This is a genomic window from Nocardiopsis sp. CNZ308 (assembly GCF_004217075.1).
On sequence record NZ_SHKJ01000001.1, the window covers coordinates 5,750,524 to 5,766,003 of the forward strand.

At 71.9% G+C, this 15,480-nt stretch carries 14 protein-coding genes; 7 read left to right on the forward strand and 7 right to left on the reverse strand.

The genetic code is table 11. The features are described 5' to 3' along the window. Window positions 1–306: 306 nt before the first annotated feature. Complete coding sequence (locus EV372_RS24660) at window positions 307–882, reverse strand: TetR/AcrR family transcriptional regulator (RefSeq protein ID WP_130397981.1); 576 nt, start codon at window positions 880–882, stop codon at window positions 307–309. Between the two features lie 95 nt (window positions 883–977). Between EV372_RS24660 and EV372_RS24665 the strand changes: the two genes are divergently transcribed. Further along, on the forward strand, window positions 978–1,904 hold the full coding sequence (locus EV372_RS24665; protein WP_130397982.1) for an oxidoreductase: 927 nt from the start codon (window positions 978–980) through the stop codon (window positions 1,902–1,904). A gap of 220 nt (window positions 1,905–2,124) precedes the next feature. Here EV372_RS24665 and EV372_RS24670 read toward each other — a convergent pair whose 3' ends face one another. Further along, window positions 2,125–2,946, reverse strand: coding sequence for a TioE family transcriptional regulator (locus EV372_RS24670; protein WP_130397983.1), 822 nt, complete (start codon window positions 2,944–2,946; stop codon window positions 2,125–2,127). A gap of 58 nt (window positions 2,947–3,004) precedes the next feature. Here EV372_RS24670 and EV372_RS24675 point away from each other — a divergent pair, with 58 nt between their 5' ends. Then, window positions 3,005–4,258 (forward strand): erythromycin esterase family protein, encoded by a 1,254-nt coding sequence (locus tag EV372_RS24675; protein ID WP_130397984.1) that lies wholly within the window; start codon window positions 3,005–3,007, stop codon window positions 4,256–4,258. A gap of 97 nt (window positions 4,259–4,355) precedes the next feature. Here the strand turns inward: EV372_RS24675 and EV372_RS24680 are convergent, their stop codons facing one another. The 5 genes from EV372_RS24680 to EV372_RS24700 all read right to left on the reverse strand — a co-directional run bounded on the left by EV372_RS24680 (window position 4,356) and on the right by EV372_RS24700 (window position 9,060). Further along, a complete protein-coding gene (locus EV372_RS24680) occupies window positions 4,356–5,123 on the reverse strand; it encodes an NUDIX domain-containing protein (protein ID WP_130397985.1) in 768 nt (255 codons plus the stop codon). Then, window positions 5,120–5,854, reverse strand: a complete 735-nt coding sequence (locus tag EV372_RS24685) for an HAD family hydrolase (protein WP_130397986.1) — start codon at window positions 5,852–5,854, stop codon at window positions 5,120–5,122. The genes EV372_RS24680 and EV372_RS24685 overlap by 4 nt, the downstream gene beginning before the upstream one ends. Window positions 5,855–5,995: 141 nt before the next feature. Next, window positions 5,996–6,943 carry a VWA domain-containing protein gene (locus tag EV372_RS24690; protein ID WP_130397987.1) on the reverse strand — a complete coding sequence of 316 codons (948 nt, stop codon included), beginning with the start codon at window positions 6,941–6,943 and terminating at the stop codon, window positions 5,996–5,998. Window positions 6,944–7,025: 82 nt separating this feature from the next. Beyond that, window positions 7,026–7,994: a DUF58 domain-containing protein gene (locus EV372_RS24695; protein ID WP_130397988.1), complete on the reverse strand. Its 969-nt coding sequence runs from the start codon at window positions 7,992–7,994 to the stop codon at window positions 7,026–7,028. A gap of 4 nt (window positions 7,995–7,998) precedes the next feature. Beyond that, on the reverse strand, window positions 7,999–9,060 hold the full coding sequence (locus EV372_RS24700) for an AAA family ATPase (RefSeq protein ID WP_061080975.1): 1,062 nt from the start codon (window positions 9,058–9,060) through the stop codon (window positions 7,999–8,001). A gap of 150 nt (window positions 9,061–9,210) precedes the next feature. Between EV372_RS24700 and EV372_RS24705 the strand changes: the two genes are divergently transcribed. The 5 genes from EV372_RS24705 to EV372_RS24725 all read left to right on the forward strand — a co-directional run bounded on the left by EV372_RS24705 (window position 9,211) and on the right by EV372_RS24725 (window position 15,294). Beyond that, window positions 9,211–9,930, forward strand: a complete 720-nt coding sequence (locus EV372_RS24705) for a protein kinase family protein (protein WP_130397989.1) — start codon at window positions 9,211–9,213, stop codon at window positions 9,928–9,930. Window positions 9,931–10,282: 352 nt separating this feature from the next. Beyond that, window positions 10,283–11,050 carry a HipA family kinase gene (locus tag EV372_RS24710; protein ID WP_130397990.1) on the forward strand — a complete coding sequence of 256 codons (768 nt, stop codon included), beginning with the start codon at window positions 10,283–10,285 and terminating at the stop codon, window positions 11,048–11,050. Continuing rightward, a complete protein-coding gene (locus tag EV372_RS24715; protein WP_013152991.1) occupies window positions 11,047–11,484 on the forward strand; it encodes a DUF3037 domain-containing protein in 438 nt (145 codons plus the stop codon). The genes EV372_RS24710 and EV372_RS24715 overlap by 4 nt, the downstream gene beginning before the upstream one ends. Window positions 11,485–11,628: 144 nt before the next feature. Then, window positions 11,629–12,942, forward strand: a complete 1,314-nt coding sequence (locus EV372_RS24720; protein WP_130397991.1) for a multidrug effflux MFS transporter — start codon at window positions 11,629–11,631, stop codon at window positions 12,940–12,942. A gap of 246 nt (window positions 12,943–13,188) precedes the next feature. Then, window positions 13,189–15,294: an AMP-binding protein gene (locus EV372_RS24725; RefSeq protein WP_130399102.1), complete on the forward strand. Its 2,106-nt coding sequence runs from the start codon at window positions 13,189–13,191 to the stop codon at window positions 15,292–15,294. Window positions 15,295–15,480 lie beyond the last annotated feature (186 nt).

Here is a 15,480-nt window from a genome sequence, read left to right on the forward strand (position 1 = left end):
TTGTCTTCTTGGTCGTTGACCCGTCTACCGGAGGCTTCGTTCGTGTGCTGGGCGACATGCCCGTTGTTACTGCTTTGGTGCTTTCACCCGCTCCCGCGAGGGTTCCCAAACAGCCCCTAGGAGTGCGGGCGGGGAACACGCCGGTCCGGGCGGGTGGAGCGCGGGTTCCTCCGCGGTGACGTCACCGCGTTCGGCGACGACACGTGCCGCCGCTCCGGTCGCGGCCGGAGCGCTGGCGCGGCCGGAGCGGACCTGACCCGCGCTCTCGCGGGCGCTCAGCCCCGCGGACGGGCCGCCGTGGTGTGGTCAGCCATGAGAGGGCTCCTGCGGGGTGACCAGGCGGCGTACGGCGTCGGTGACGACGGTGCGCCGCTGCGCGTCGGTGACGAGGCGGCTGACGTCCTCGTTGTGGTGCTGCCACATGTTGGCCAGCGTCAGTACCAGGGCGAGGATCTCACCGGCCGGTCTGTCGGATCTGACGGTGCCGCTCCGCTGCGCCGCCTCGATGGCCGCGATCTTCTCGTCCATGGAGCGGGCGACGGTCTCGGAGACCGGTCGTTCCGCGCGTTCGAGCGCGTACCACGTGAGGAACCGCATGACCTGCGGGTGCCGTGCCGCGGCGTCGTGCAGGCGGCCGGCGTATCCGGGCAGGTCGTCGGCGTCGATGGGCACGGCGCCCACCGTCCGCTCGACGATCGCCTCGTGGACGGCCTCGAACAGGCCCTCCTTGCCGGCGAAGAACGAGTACACGAGGCCGGGGCTGATGCCGGCGCGTTTGGCGAGCCGGTCCACCCGGGCGCCGGCCACACCGTACTCGGCGAACTCGGCCAGGGCCGCCTCCATCAACTGCTGCCGTTTGCGGTCGGGATCGCGCGTTGCCATGCCCCCATCCTCCCTTAATGAACGTTCATTTGACAAACCCGGCCCGCGTGGGCATGCTGAGCGTGATAAATGAACATTCATTTAAGAGGTGTGTGATGACCGCGCAGCACTGGACCCCCGCCGACATCCCGTCGCTCGACGGCCGGACCGCTCTGATCACCGGCGCCAACAGCGGCATCGGCTACCGCACCGCCCGGGTCCTGGCCCAGCGCGGCGCCCGGATCCTGCTCGCCGGGCGCCGTCCGGACGCACTGGCCGAAGCCGCCGCCCGTCTGCGCGCCGACGTGCCCGGCGCGCGTCTGGAGACCGTGGAGCTCGACCTCGGCGACCTGGCCGCGATCCGCGACGCGGCGGCCCCGCTCGCCGCCGAAGAGACGATCGACATCCTCGTCAACAACGCCGGCGTCATGAACGTCCCCGAACGCCGCACCACCCGCGACGGCCTCGAACTGACCGTCGGCACGAACCACCTCGGCCACTTCGCGTTGACCGCCCGCCTGATGCCCGCCCTGGCGCGTTCGGCGGCCGCGCGGATCGTCACGGTCAGCGCCATCGCCGCCGCCTGGCGCTCAGGCGACCTCACCGACCTGATGAGCGAACAGCGCTACCGCCCGATGGGCGCGTACGCCAAGTCCAAGCGCGCCAACATCGTCTTCACCCGGGAACTCGCCCGCCGCCTCGACGGCAGCGCGCACCGCGCTCTGGCCGTGCACCCGGGTTCGGCCGTCACCAACCTGCAGCGCCACACGTCCACGGGGCGGGCGGGGCGGCTGTTCGTCGCCCTGGCCGCGCGCACCCTCATGGGTTCGGCCGAGGGCGCCGCCTGGCCCTCCCTGTACGGGGCGACCCACGCCGAGGCCGCCAGCGGAGCCTTCCTCGGTCCCGCCGGACGGGACCAGACCTCCGGGACTCCCAAGCCGACCCCGCTGCCCGCCGGGGCCGACAGCCCTGAGCAGGGTTCCCGGCTGTGGCGTGAGAGCGAACGGCTGACCGGGGTCACGTTCCCGGCCCCGCGGACCTGACCCCCGCGCCTTCCACAGGGGACTCACGGAGATCACGGGCAAGTCCCCCGTTCACCGATGCGGCCGCCCACGACCCTTCCTTCCGGAAAGCCCCGAAGCGCTCCTGGACCGCCCCTCGACCACGGAGGAAGCCGAGGAACCGGGAACCCCCGTCCGGGCGGCTCCCCGCGCTCGACGGCGCCGCCGCTCTCGCGGCGCACTCCGACTGGCGGCCGGGGCCTCATCCGCGTTCGCGCAGGTACGCCTCCAGCTCGGCGGCCCCGGCCAGCATCGCCCGCCCGCGCGCGGACAGCCGGGCACGCCAGTCGCGCAGCGCGCCCTCCAACGGCTCCAGCCCGCCGGCCGAACGCACCTGGGCGATCAGCGGGGCGATCTGCTCCAGCAGGTAACCGCCCCGCCTGAGCTGGTGGACCAGCAGGGCGTCGCGCACGTCGGCCTCGCCGTAGACGCGGTACCCGGTCCGCGGGTCGCGGCGGGGACGCACCAGCCCGGCGCGCTCCCAGGCGCGCAGCGTCGCGGGCCGGACGCCGAGCCTGCCCGCCAGCGGTCCGACGAACATGGCGCCGGGCTCCGCCGCCCCGGCCGTTCCGGGCTCCTTGGCCGGTCGTGAGGGCGGAGCCGCCCCGGCCCGCCCACCGGAGCTGGTCCGCCCGCCGGATGCGGTCCGGTCGGCGGACCGGGTCCGCCCGCCGGTCCCCAGGCCGCGCAGCGCTTCCTCCACGGCCCGCAGGGTCCGCCGGTCGTCCAGGAGCTGGGTGTGGCCCTCGTCGATGAGGCGCAGCGCCTCATCCGCGCGGTCCCCGTTCACCGCCCGCATGATCGAGGCCGCCCCCTGGTGGCCGTGGCCGGGTACCAGGGCCACGAACGCGCTCAGGGCCCGCGCGTGCAGCGGGGTGTAGGTGCGGTAGCCGTGGCGCGTGCGGTCGGCCGCCGGAAGGATCCCGTCCTCCTCGTAGTTCCTGACCGCCTGCGTGGACAGGCCGTGCCCGCGCGCCAGGTCGATCGGCCTGAGCCGATCACCGCTTTGAAAGTTCTTAGCCATATCACCGCCGCTGTACCGAAAAAGTCTCAACCGTTACTTCAACGATACCGTTGAAGGTATGGACACTGGCACCAAGATCACCGCACACACCTTCGAGGCCGCCGCCGTCATGGGGCTGCTCCCGTCCCGGCCGCGGCTGCTCGCCCTGGGCGAGCCCACCCACGGGGAGGACGCCCTGCTGGAGCTGCGCAACGGGCTTTTCCGCCAGCTCGTCGAGCAGGAGGGATACCGGACGATCGCCGTCGAGAGCGACTGCCTGGCGGGCCTGGCCGTGGACGCGTACGTCACCTCGGGCACGGGCACCCTCGACGAGGCCATGGAGCACGGGTTCAGCCACGGGTTCGGCGCGTCGGAGGCCAACCGCGAACTCGTACGCTGGATGCGCGCCCGCAACGACGGCAGGCCCGCCGCCGAACAGGTGCGCTTCGCCGGTTTCGACGGCCCGCTGGAGATCACCGGCGCCCAGAGCCCCCGGCGGGCCCTGACCGCGCTCCACGACTACCTCGCGCGCTGGGTGGAGGCGGACCAGATCCCGTGCGACGCGCGGACGCTGGACCGCCTGATCGGCGACGACGCGCGGTGGACCAACCCCGACGCGATGCTGGACCCGGCCGAGTCCGTGGGGCGCTCGGAGGAGGTCCGGGAGCTGCGCATGCTCGCCGACGACCTGGCGGCGCTGCTCGACGCGCACACGCCGCGCCTGGTCTCGGCGACCTCGCGCGAGGACTGGGACCGGGCGCGCCTGTACGGGCGCACCGCCACCGGCCTGCTGCGCTACCACTTCTGGATGGCCGACACCTCCTCGCGCCGCATGACGCGGCTGGAGGACGTGGGGATGACGGTCGACACCTCACCGAGCCGGATGAGGCGGCTGCTGGGCCTGCGCGACCAGATGATGGCCGACAACCTCTTCGCCCTCGCCGAGCGGGGCCCGGTGCTGGTCCACGCCCACAACTCCCACCTCCAGCGCGGCATGAGCACGATGCGGATGGGCGGGCCGCCGCTGGACTGGTGGGGCGCCGGGGCGATCGTGGGCGCCCGCCTGGGGCGGGAGTACGCCTTCCTGGCCACGGCCCTGGGCACGATCCGGCACCGGGGCGTGGACACCCCGCCCACGGACACCGTCGAGGGACTCCTGCACGCCCTCGGGGAGGAGTGCTGCGTGGTCGACGCGCCCCGGCTGGCCGCGGACCTGGACGGCGCGCGCCCCGCACCCCGTGTGTCCCCCTGGTTCGGCTACGCCCCGCTCGACCCGGCCCGTCTGGCCGACAGCGACGGGATCGTGTTCGTCAGGGACCTCCGGCAGGGCTGAAGGTCCGCCCGGAGGGGGCGCCGGTGCGACGCAGGAGGCTCCGATCCGGGGCGGTCCTGTCCGAGTACCGCAGGGGAGCCGGTGCCCGGCCGCAGGCTCAGGCCGTGCCGGAGAGGCCCAGGTAGGCCAGACCGCGCCGGGCCGTGGTGGACAGCCGCAGCCCGGCGACCTCACCGGGGGCGAACCAGCGCGCGTCGGCGGTCGAGCCGCTCTCCTCCAGTACCCGGGCCGGACCCGGGTCGCGGACCAGGACGCGGAAGAACGCCCACACCGCGTAGATGTCGTGGCCGCCGGAGCCCTCACGGCGGTGGCTGGACACGGTGACCAGCTCCCCGACCAGGCCGTCCTGGCCGGTCTCCTCGACCACCTCGCGGCGCAGCGCGGCCCGCACGTCCTCGCCCGCGTCCACGCCGCCGCCCGGCAGGTGCCAGGTCCCGGCGCCGGGGAACCCCTCGGCGATCAGGCTCAGCAGCACGTTGCCGCCGGGGTCGGTGACGATCCCGTAGGAGGCGAACCGGCGCAGCGGCGTCAGCCCGTTCCCGGGCGCGGCCTCCTCCGCGGCCAGTTCGGCGGGGGAGGGCCGCAGACCGGCGCCCGCGGCCGAGGGCCAGGAGGCCTCCGCTCCGGCCCCGGCGAACACCACCCGGTCGATGTGCAGCGGGGCGCCGCCGGGCGCGGACGCCAGCTCGGTGAGCACGTCCAGCGCGCGCAGGGGAGCGTCCGGGGCCAGACCGCCCAGGCCGCGGACCACGTCCGCGGGGTCCTGGCCGAACAGCACGCGAGCCCCGAGTACCGCGGGCGCACCGGCGGTGACCAGGTGCGCGGTGACGCGCCGCCCCGGAGCGCCCGGGGAGGCGGCGGTCACAGCGATCCGGCGGCGGGGGCCGCGCTGGGCAGGCCCACCAGACGCAGCAGTTCGTCCAGGTTGGCGATGGTGGTCACCGACTCGAACCGCTGGTGGCCCCGGCGGTCGATCATGACCGGGCGCATGCTCGCGGCGGCGGCGCCCACGCCGTCGGCCTGGATCTGGTCCCCCACGTGCCAGCACGCGGTGGGGTCCACGCCCAGGCGCTGGGCGGCGGTGTGGAAGATGCGCGGGTCCGGCTTGCCCGTTCCGACCGTGTCGGTGCACACCACGGCGTGGAAGTAGGGGGCCAGCTCCAGGGACTGGAGCTTGGCGTGCTGGAGGGACTCGATGCCGTTGGTCACCACGGCCAGGCGGTATCCGGCCGAGGCCAGCGCGTTCAGCGCCGGGATCGCGTCGGGGAAGACCTGCCACGCCGAGCGGTGGGCCTCCAGGTAGATCCGGTACAACTCGTCGCAGTGCTGGTCGGCGAGGTCGGAGTGACCGGCCTGGACGGCCAGGGCCCGGATCCGCTCGCGGCGCTGCTGCTCCAGGCTCAGGCGTCCGCGCAGGTAGGAACCGAAGGAGATCTCGGTCTGCACGTCCCACAGACTGCGGGCTGCTCCGAAGTCCGGGTGGCCGAGCCGGTCCATGACCGCGCGGAGCCCCGTGGACGACGCGGCGAGATCGTCGATCAGGGTGTCGTCCAGGTCAAAGCAGATCGCCGTCGGCACTGCGGGTGTGTTCGGCATCGTTCCTCATGTGATGGGCAGGACAAAACATGCCCACGCTAACCCGTGGACATAACAGGAACGGTGTAAACCCCACCTAAAGGGATGTGGCCCACGTCACCCGGGGCCCGTGCGGGAAGGGGCCCGTAGACCCCCTCCCGTTCACGGGAGCCGCTGGAACCACAGGAGTGACGTCACGGCGGTGGCCATCGCCAGGACGATCGCCGCCAGCACGAAACGTGTGACGATTTCCTCGTGCACCAGCTCGGTGCCCAGCGACGAGCCGATGTCCTCGTAGACCTCGTCCAGCTCCGTCTCGCTCTCCGCCTCGTAGAAGTGCCCCCCGGTGTCCGAGGCCAGACCGCGCAGCGCCTCCTTGTCGATGTCGGCGGGCACCTGGTAGCCGTCGATCTCGATCATCGCCGCGCCCGTGCCGAACGCGATCGTGGAGACCGGGACCTCCTGCTCCGCCGCCATCGCCACGGCCTGCGAGATGTCGCGGCCGCTGGTGTTCTCCCCGTCCGAGAGCAGCACGATCGCCGACGGCGGCGGGTCCACGTCGGCGTCCTCGTCGAAACTGCTGATCGACTCCAGCGAGGCGAACACCCCCTCGCCGATCGCCGTGCCCGGACCCAGCTGGAGGTTCTCGATCGAGCCGATCACCGCCTGGTGGTCATGGGTGGGGGAGGAGACCACCGTCGCCGTCGAGGAGAAGGCCACCAGGCCCACGTTGAACCGGTCCGGCAGCGTCTCCACGAACCCCTGGGCCGACTTCTTGGCCGCCTCCAGCCGGTTGGGGTCGATGTCGTCGGCCGCCATCGACAGCGACACGTCCACCGCCACCATGATCGTCGCCCGCTCACGCGGCTGCTGCACCGGCATCGCCGGCAGCGCCATCGAGGCGATCAGCACCCCGATCGTCACCGTGAACAGCACCGCCGGCACGTGCCTGCGCACGTCCGGGCGGTGCGGCGCCACCTGGTCCAGCAGCGCAAGGTTGGTGAAGCGCATCGTGTACTCGCGCCGCCGGGTCTGCGCGAACACGTACGCGGCGACCAGTACGACGACGAGGAGCAGCCACCACAGCCTCTGGGGCTCCAGGAAGGTCATGACTCAATCCCCCGTGCCTCGGCTCTGTCCCGCGGGTCCGCGCCCGCGCCCTCGTTCGGTCCCTCGGTGGGGCCCGCCGCGCTCACCGGGGCGTTCCCGGAGTGTGGCGGGCCAGGTGGTGCGCGGTACGCCTCTGGTGGATAACGAAGCGTGCCGTATCCAGTACCCAGTCCCGGTCCGTCCGTAGCATCAGGTGGTGCACCCCGCACCGGCGCAGCGCGTCGCGCACCGCGCGGCGCTGCCCCTCGGCCGCCTGGCGGTAGCGCTCGCGCACCGCCCGCGTCAGCCGCACGTCGCGCACCCTGCCCGTGCCCGGATCGCGCAGCGTCACGTCGCCCACCTCGGGCACGTCCAGCTCGCGCGGATCGACCACCTCCACCACCAGCACCTGGTGGCGCACGGCCATCTGGCGCAGGGGGCGCTCCCAGGTCACCTCGCCGCCGAAGGCGGGGGTGTCCAGGAAGTCGGAGATCACCACCCGCAGGCCGCGCCTGCGGCGCACCCGCACCAGGTCGCCGATGGCGTCGGCCAGGGTCGCCCGGTGCGGCGAGGGCTCGCGCTCGTCACCGGTCGGCGCCGCGGCCACCGTGGCCAGCAGCGCCAGCAGGGCCTCCTTGCCCGAACGCGCGGGCCAGCGCCGGATCGTGCCCCGGTGCAGGAAGTGGGCGCCGAAGCGGTCGCCCACCCGCTGGGTGAGGAGGTTGGCCGCGACCATCGCCCCGACCGCCACCTCGTGCTTGGAGCGCAGGCCCGTGCCGAAGTCCATGCTCGGCGACAGGTCCAGCAGGGTCCAGCTCTCCAGCTCGCGGTCGGCGACCAGGTCGCGCACGTGCGGGGTGTCGGTGCGCGCGGTCACCGACCAGTCCATGAGCCGCACGTCGTCCTCGCCCGGCTGGTACAGGCGCGCCTCGGCCGCCTCCGAGCCGGGCCCCAGGCGCAGTCCGAGGTGCTCGCCGTGCAGCAGCCCCTCCAGGCGGTGCACGATGCGCAGGTCCAGACGGCGCAGCGCGGCGCGCAGCCGGGGATCGGTACCGATGGCGGGTGCGTTCACCGGCTCACCTCGCGGAGGCGAAGGAGGCGGTCTCCCCGCTGGGCGGCTCGTCCCAGATCACCCGCGGCGCCAGCACGGTCGACAGGATGCGGTCCACCACCTGTTCGGCGGTGATCCCGTCGGCCAGGGCGTCGAAGGTCAGCACCAGGCGGTGGGCGATGACGTCGTGGGCGAGCACCCGCACGTCGTCGGGGAGCACGTAGTCGCGCCCGCGCAGCAGGGCCAGGGCCCGCGCGGCCGAGACCAGGCCCAGGGTGGCGCGGGGGCTGGCCCCCATCTCCAGCACCTGGCGCAGGTCCGGCATCTGGTGGTTCTCCGGCTCGCGCGTGGCCATGACCAGCCGCACCACGTAGTCGGCGATGAGCTGGTGGACGTGGACGCGCTGGGCGTCGGACTGCAGCTCGCTCAGGGTGACGGGGTCGAGCACCTGGTGCGCGGTGGGCGGGGTGGTGGACATCCGGCGCAGGATCTCCATCTCCTCGTGCGCGCGCGGATGGCGGACGTTGACCTTCATCAGGAACCGGTCGCGCTGGGCCTCGGGCAGCGGGTACACGCCCTCGGACTCCACCGGGTTCTGTGTGGCGATGACGATGAACGGGGAGGGGAGCGGGTGGGTGGTCCCGCCGAGGGACACCTGCCGCTCGGCCATGACCTCCAGCAGGGCCGACTGCACCTTGGCCGGGGCCCGGTTGATCTCGTCGGCGAGCACGAAGTTGGCGAAGACCGGCCCCAGCTCCACGTCGAACTGCTCGGTGGAGGGATGGTAGATGCGCGTGCCGACGATGTCGGAGGGCACCAGGTCCGGGGTGAACTGCACACGGGCGAACGAACCCCCGGTGACCTTGGCCAGGGTGGACACCGCCAGGGTCTTGGCGATTCCGGGCACGCCCTCGATCAGGCAGTGCCCTCCCGCGACCAGGGCGATCAGGGAGCGCTCCACCATGCGCTCCTGGCCCACGATCACCCTGGACACCTCGTGCAGCGCGGCGCGCAGCAGCCGGGTCGGTTCACCCGGAGTGCTGTCCGGGCCCGCGGAGGGCGCTGAGCCGTTTCCGCTCTCTGCCATGTGCCGCCTTCCTAGCAGGGAGCCCCGACGCGGGGGCACCGGATAGGTTGTGGATCACTCACCTGTGGTGACACTACCCGTTTCGCGGGCACCAGTCCGGTACACAACGCGGCGAAGCGGACGGCCGGAGTGGAGGGCAAGGGGGATGACATGGCGGTTCCCACGATGGGGCTGAACGAGGGTGATCCACGTCAACTGGGCGGTTACCGCCTGCTGGGGCGGGTGCGCGACTCCTCCCTCGGCGTGGTCTACCTGGGCAGGGACGGGTCCGGGAACCAGGTGAGCGTCGCCGTGCTCGACTCCGGTGCCGCGGGTGACGGCGGCGCGCGCGAGCGGTTCGCCGAGGCGGTGCGCCGCAGCCCCGACGTGGTCGCGGCACGCACGCAAGGGCGCTCGGCGCTGTGGGTGGCCCTCGCCCACGACGGGACGGGCGCGGCGGCGGAGGACTTCCTCAAGGTGGCGGCGCGCTCGGGCCGGGCGGCCGCGCGCGGTCCGGTGGTGATGCCGCACTGGGCGGGTTCGCGCGGCCCCGTCTCGGTGCGGTGGGCGCCCTGGGCCGGGCGCAGGGACAGCGCCGTGGCGGCGGGGGAGAGCAACTGGTGGCTGATCGGCGGACTGGGCCTGGCGCTGGTGCTCCTCCTGCTGCTGGTGTCGCTGCTGTACTGGTGGATGCTCCAGTTCCCGCCGCCGGAGATGCCCAGTCCGGCGCAGCCCCCCGAGGCGCAGGAGAGCCCGGAGAGCCCGCAGGGGCCGGGGACGCTCCCGGGGGAGGGCGACGGTGAGGACGGGGGAGGGGAGCCGACGCCGGTCATGCCCACGCCGGGGGAGGGCGAGGGCGAGTGGGGCGACAGCCCCGAGGACAACCTCTAGCGGGGGGCGTGCGGCTCGGAAAACGCGTGGGGGGTCCGGTTCCGGCGCCGGGCCCCTTCCTTGTTCCCATTAAAAATCTACGTCGTACAGGTGGCGGTTCTTTTCTTCAAAAAGAGAAAAAGCAAGAGATCGCGCGGCTACGCCGCACCCTCCTCACAGGTCTCCCTCCTGGAAGCAGTTCGGCGTGTCGCGGCGGACGGGGACGCCGCCTAGAACGTGTTCAGCGTCCTTTAGTGGCGACGGCGGGAGGCGGTTCCGGTGCGGTGGAGGGGAGGCGGGCCGCGGCCCTGTGCGTCCGGCTCAGCGGCGGGCCCGTCCAGGCGGCGGTGCGCGAGCGCTCCGTGCGCTGCCTATGCTGGTCCGCGTGCTGAGAAAGGTGGTCGCGACGCGGTACGTGCTGCCGCTGCGCGAAGGAGGTTCGCTCCCGGGGTTGGTCGAGGCCGACGACCTGGGGATGTACGTGGTCAAGTTCCTCGGGGCGGGGCAGGGGCGCAAGACGCTCGTGGCCGAGGTCGTCGCGGGGGAGCTGGGCCGCGCCCTGGGGCTGCCCGTTCCGGAGCTGGTCACGGCGGAGTTCGACGCGGTGATCGGCCGCAGCGAGCCCGATCCCGAGGTGCAGGAGCTGCTCAAGGCCAGCGGCGGGCTCAACCTGGGGATGGACTTCCTCCCCGGTTCGCTGGGCTTCGATCCGCTGACCTTCGAGGTGGACCGGGGGTTCGCCGGGCGGGTGCTGTGGTTCGACGCCCTGACCGGCAACGTGGACCGGTCCTGGCGCAACCCGAACATGCTGCTGTGGCACGGGCGCCCCTACCTGATCGACCACGGTGCGACGCTGATCTTCCACCACAACTGGGCCAACGCCGAGCGGTTCGTGCACCGCCCCTACGACGCCTCCGACCACGTGCTGTCGGGTGCGTCGCCGGACCTGGCCGCCGCGGACGCGGACCTGGCGCCCCTGGTGGACGAGGGTCTGCTGCGCCGTGTGGTGGAGCTGGTGCCGGACGAGTGGCTGGTGGACGAGCCCGGGTTCGACGGTCCCGGGGATGTGCGTGCGGCGTATGTGCGGTACTTGCTGGCCCGGGTGGCCGAGCGTTCCTGGCTGCCGGAGGTGACGGGATGAGCGCCCCGAGGCGTTACAGCGACGCGGTGACGACCGGTCGTGTGGGTGAGCGGCGTGAGCGTGCGGTGTTCGAGTACGCGCTGCTGCGGGTGGTGCCGCGGTTGGAGCGCGGTGAGTGCGTGAACGCCGGGGTGATCGTGTACTGCCAGGAGCGGGGGTTCCTGGGGGCTCGTTCGGCGTTGGACGAGCGGCGGTTGCTGGCGGTGGACGCTGAGGCGGACGTGGCGGGTGTGCGGCGTGCGCTGGAGGCGGTGGAGGTGATGTGCCGTGGTGGCGCGGGGGCGGGTGCGGCCGGTCGTGAGCGCCCCGGTCAGCGGTTCCGGTGGTTGACGGCTCCGCGGAGCACGATCGTGCAGCCGGGGCCGATCCACGGTGGTCTGACGGAGGACCCGGAGGGTGAGGTCGTGCGGTTGCTGGACCGGCTCGTAAGGTAACCGTTCGGGTCGTAACGGACATCACAGGCGTTCTGGGGGATAAAGAGGAGGCGATCCGCGGGGTCGGGATGTTGGGATGGAAGTGTCCGTCGTCGGCGGGGTTCTTCCTTCCGGCGCTTTTCCCGTTCCTGAACTGGAGTGCCTGTGCAGTCCCCGAACTCCCCCTCCGCGGTCCCTGACCGGGAGGCGGTCGAGAGGTCCTCTTCCCCTGTCCCGGTTTCTTCATCCGCCCCCGCGCCGGAGGCGGGTGAACGCTGGACGCCCTCGCGCAAGTCGGTGGCGCTGCTGGTGCTGGTGCTGGGTGTGCTGACGGCGACCGGGCCGTTGGCGACCGACATGTACCTTCCGGCCTTCCCCCAGATCACGCGGGATCTGGGGACGAGTGAGGCGCAGATCCAGCTGACGCTGACGGCGATGATGCTGGGCCTGGCCGTGGGCCAGCTGGTGATCGGGCCGTTGAGTGACGCCGTGGGTCGTCGTGGTCCGCTGTTGGTGGGCGTGGCCCTGTTCACGGTGACGTCGGTGCTGTGCGTGTTCGTGCCGGACGTGACGTTGTTCATCGCGCTGCGGTTCGTGCAGGGTGTGGCCGGTGCCGCGGGTGCGGTGATCGGTCGTGCGGTGGTGCGTGACCTGTTCGCGGGTGATGACGCGGTGCGGTTCTTCTCGCGTCTGGCGCTGGTGATGATGCTGGCTCCGCTGTTGGCCCCGTTGGCGGGTGCGCAGTTGCTGCTGGTGGGTCCGTGGCAGTTGAGTTTTTGGGTGCTGGCGGTGATGTCGGCGCTGAGCTTTGTGCTGGTGTTGGTGTGGTTGCCGGAGAGTCTGCCGGTGCAGGACCGTCGTCGGCAGGGTCCGCGTCAGTTGGTGGCGACGGTGGGTGGTCTGCTGCGTCAGCCGCGTTTTGTGGGTCCGGTGCTGACGATGGGGCTCAGTTTCGGGATGTTGTTCACGTACGTGTCGGCGTTCTCGTTCGTGTCGCAGACGGAGTTCGGTGTCTCGCCGCAGTTGTACGCGGGGCTGTTCGCGGTGAACGCGCTGGGGATGATGGCGGGTACGCAGTTGAACGGTTTCCTGGTGGGTCGTGTGGAGACGCTGCGGCGGCTGGGGATGGGTCTGGTGTTGGCTCTTGCCTCGGTGGGTGTGCTGGCGGTGCTGGCGGTGCTGGGTGTGGCCCAGTTGTGGATGGTCGTGGCGTTGCTCGCGCTGATGATGCTCAGTGTCGGGTTCATCATGCCGAACGCGACGGTGACGGCTCTGGACGGGCAGCCGGCGGCGGTGGCGGGTACGGCTTCGGCGTTGATGGGTGCGTTGCAGTTCGCGTTGGGCGGTGGTGTGGCGTCGCTGGCGGGGCTGACGGAGACGGGTGAGCCGTCGTTGGTGAGTATGGCGGTGGTGATGGTGTCGGTGGCGGTGCTGTCGTTGCTGGCGTATGTGTGGTCGGTGCGCACGAAGGTGCGGTGAGTTTTTTCGGTGGTGTGGGCCCGGGTGCTGTGGGTGGGGTGTGCCGGGGCCCCGGGGGTGCCGTGTCGGGTGGGTTGTGGCCGTGGTGTGTGCTGGGGCGTTGCGGGTCTGCGTTCCGGGTTGCCGTGTGGTGGGGAAATGGGCACAGTAGGTCGCAATCCCCCGATTGAGGTGGGCCTGTCTGGCCTGTCTTCCGACGCGGCAAGAGGATGAGTGGGTATGGGCGGTCCGAGTGTCACTCCTGGTATGTGGGCCCGGGGTCTTTCCGGGCTGAGCGACCTGGTGTACGGGGTGGCCACGGAGGAGGCCCATGCGGAGGTGTTCTCCGTGCGCGGTGAGCGCGGCCGGTGGGAGCGGGTGAAGGCCGGTGGGTTCGCCACGGAGGTGACGGCGGTCGCCAAGGGTTTGGTGGCGGCCGGTGTGGGTGAGGGCGACCGGATCGTGGTGGTGTCGGGGTCGCATCAGGACTGGGTGCGGTTGGCGTTCGCCGTGTGGTCGGTGCGTGCGGTGTTGGTGCCGTTGCCGGAGTCGGTGTCGGCGGAGCGTTTGGCGCATGTGGTGCGGCAGACGCGTCCGGCGGCTGCGGTGGTGCAGGGTGAGCGGTTGTTGCGCACGGTGTCGGGTTTGCAGCGTGAGTTGCCGGACCTGGGTCGGGTGTGGCGGATGGACGCGGGTCTGGCGGGTGTGGTGTCGCTGGGTGCGTACATGGACGCGTCGTCGGTGCGGTTTCGTCGGGACGGGGCGGTGGCCGAGGATGTGGCGGTGGTGCTGTATCCGGTGAGCACGGTGTCGCGGTTGACGCGGGGTGTGGTGTTGTCGCACGGGGCGTTGTTGTCGGCTGCGGCGGATGTGGTGGACCGGATGTGGCCGCGGTTGTCGGAGTTGCCTGAGGGTCGGGCGAGCACGTTGTTGGATCTGCCGTTGTCGCAGATCTCGGGGTTGGCTTCGTTGGTGGCGTGCATGGTGGGGCGTGTGCGTGTGGGGTTGGCGGGGCCCACGGGGTTGATGCGGCAGGTGGAGGCGTTCAAGCCGACGGTGCTGGTGTGTTCGGCCCGGGTGTTGCAGGACGTCTTCGATGTGGAGCGGGGGAGTGCGCGTTCGACGGGGTGGGACTCGTTGGGCACGTTCAACGCGGCGGTGGAGTCGGCGGTGCAGTTCGACCGGTCGCCGCGCAGGAGTGCGTGGCAGCGGTTGTCGCGGTCGATGTATGACTGGCAGTTCTCGCGGGTGCGGGAGTTGTTCGGTGGCCGGGTGCATCTGGCGGTGTGCTGGGGTGGTGGGCTGTCGGACCGGTTGGACTCCTTCTTCGGTGGTGTGGGGATTCCGGTGGTCCAGGCCTTCGGTACGGCCGAGGCGGCGGGTGTGTTCACGGCCGGTGCTGTGGGGGACCGGGTCCCGGGGACGGTGGGGCGTGCCCTGGAGGGTCGTGAGGTGTGGGTGTCGCGTGAGGGCGAGATCCATGTGCGCGGCGGTGCGGTGTTCTCGGGGTACTGGGGTGAGGGTGAGGCCTCGCGGAGTGCGTTTCGTGAGGGGTGGTTGGCGACGGGGTACGCGGGTGAGGTGGACGCGGACGGGGTCGTGAGTGTGGCGGGCCGGTTGCGGGTGCAGGCGGCGACGGAGGAGTTGGCGGGGCGGTTCGTGGCGCGCGGGGCGGATGAGGCGCCCGCGTTGGAGGGCCGTGTGCTGCAGGAGCCTGAGGGGCGTGCGCTGGAGGGTCGTCCGGTGCAGGAGCGGCGGCGTGACTCCGAGGAGGGTGTGCGTCGGCGGGATGCGCGCGCGTTGGAGGGCCGCGCGTTGGAGGCTTCGGTGGAGCAGGAGCCCGGTGCGGCCTCGGGTGAGGGTTCGGGGGAGATGCTGGCGGTGACGGCGGCGTTCGCCGCGGTGGATCCGGCTGGGGGCGGGGAGCCCGCCGGGGTGGAGTCGCAGGACCAGCGTGTGGAGCGGGGGGACGCGGAGCTGGTGGCGGAGTTCGAGGCGCGGTTGCGTGCTCATCCGTTGATCAGCCAGGTGTTGGTGATCGTGGAGGGGCGGCCGTTCGCGAGTGCGTTGGTGACGTTGGTGCGTGACCAGTTGGAGTACTGGCGGTTGGTGAACGGTCGGCCGTTGGCGATGGCGCCGGAGGAGATCGCGGGGGACCGTGAGCTGCTGCGTGAGGTGCAGGGGTTGGTGTACGAGGCCAATCGGAGTGTGCCTCGCCATTTGGCGGTGCGGTCGTTTCATGTGTTGGCGGAGGAGTTCACGGTGCAGTCGGGGTTGGTGCACGCGTCGGGGGAGTTGCGGCGTGAGGCCGTGTTGCGGGCCTTCGCGGAGGAGATCGACGGGTTGTACCGGGTGCGTCGTGAGCAGCAGTAGGGGGTTGTAGGCGGCGGTGTCGGTGGCCGCGGTCCGGGCCGGGTGGTCTGGGCCGCGGCCTTTGGTGTGTGTATGGCGGTGAGTGCGGTCGCGCCGGTGTGTCCGTGGAGCGTTTGGGCCGGGGGCGGGTGCGGTGGGCGCCGTGCTGTTGGGGCGGTGCCCGGTGTTGGGTGCTGTGGGTGCCCA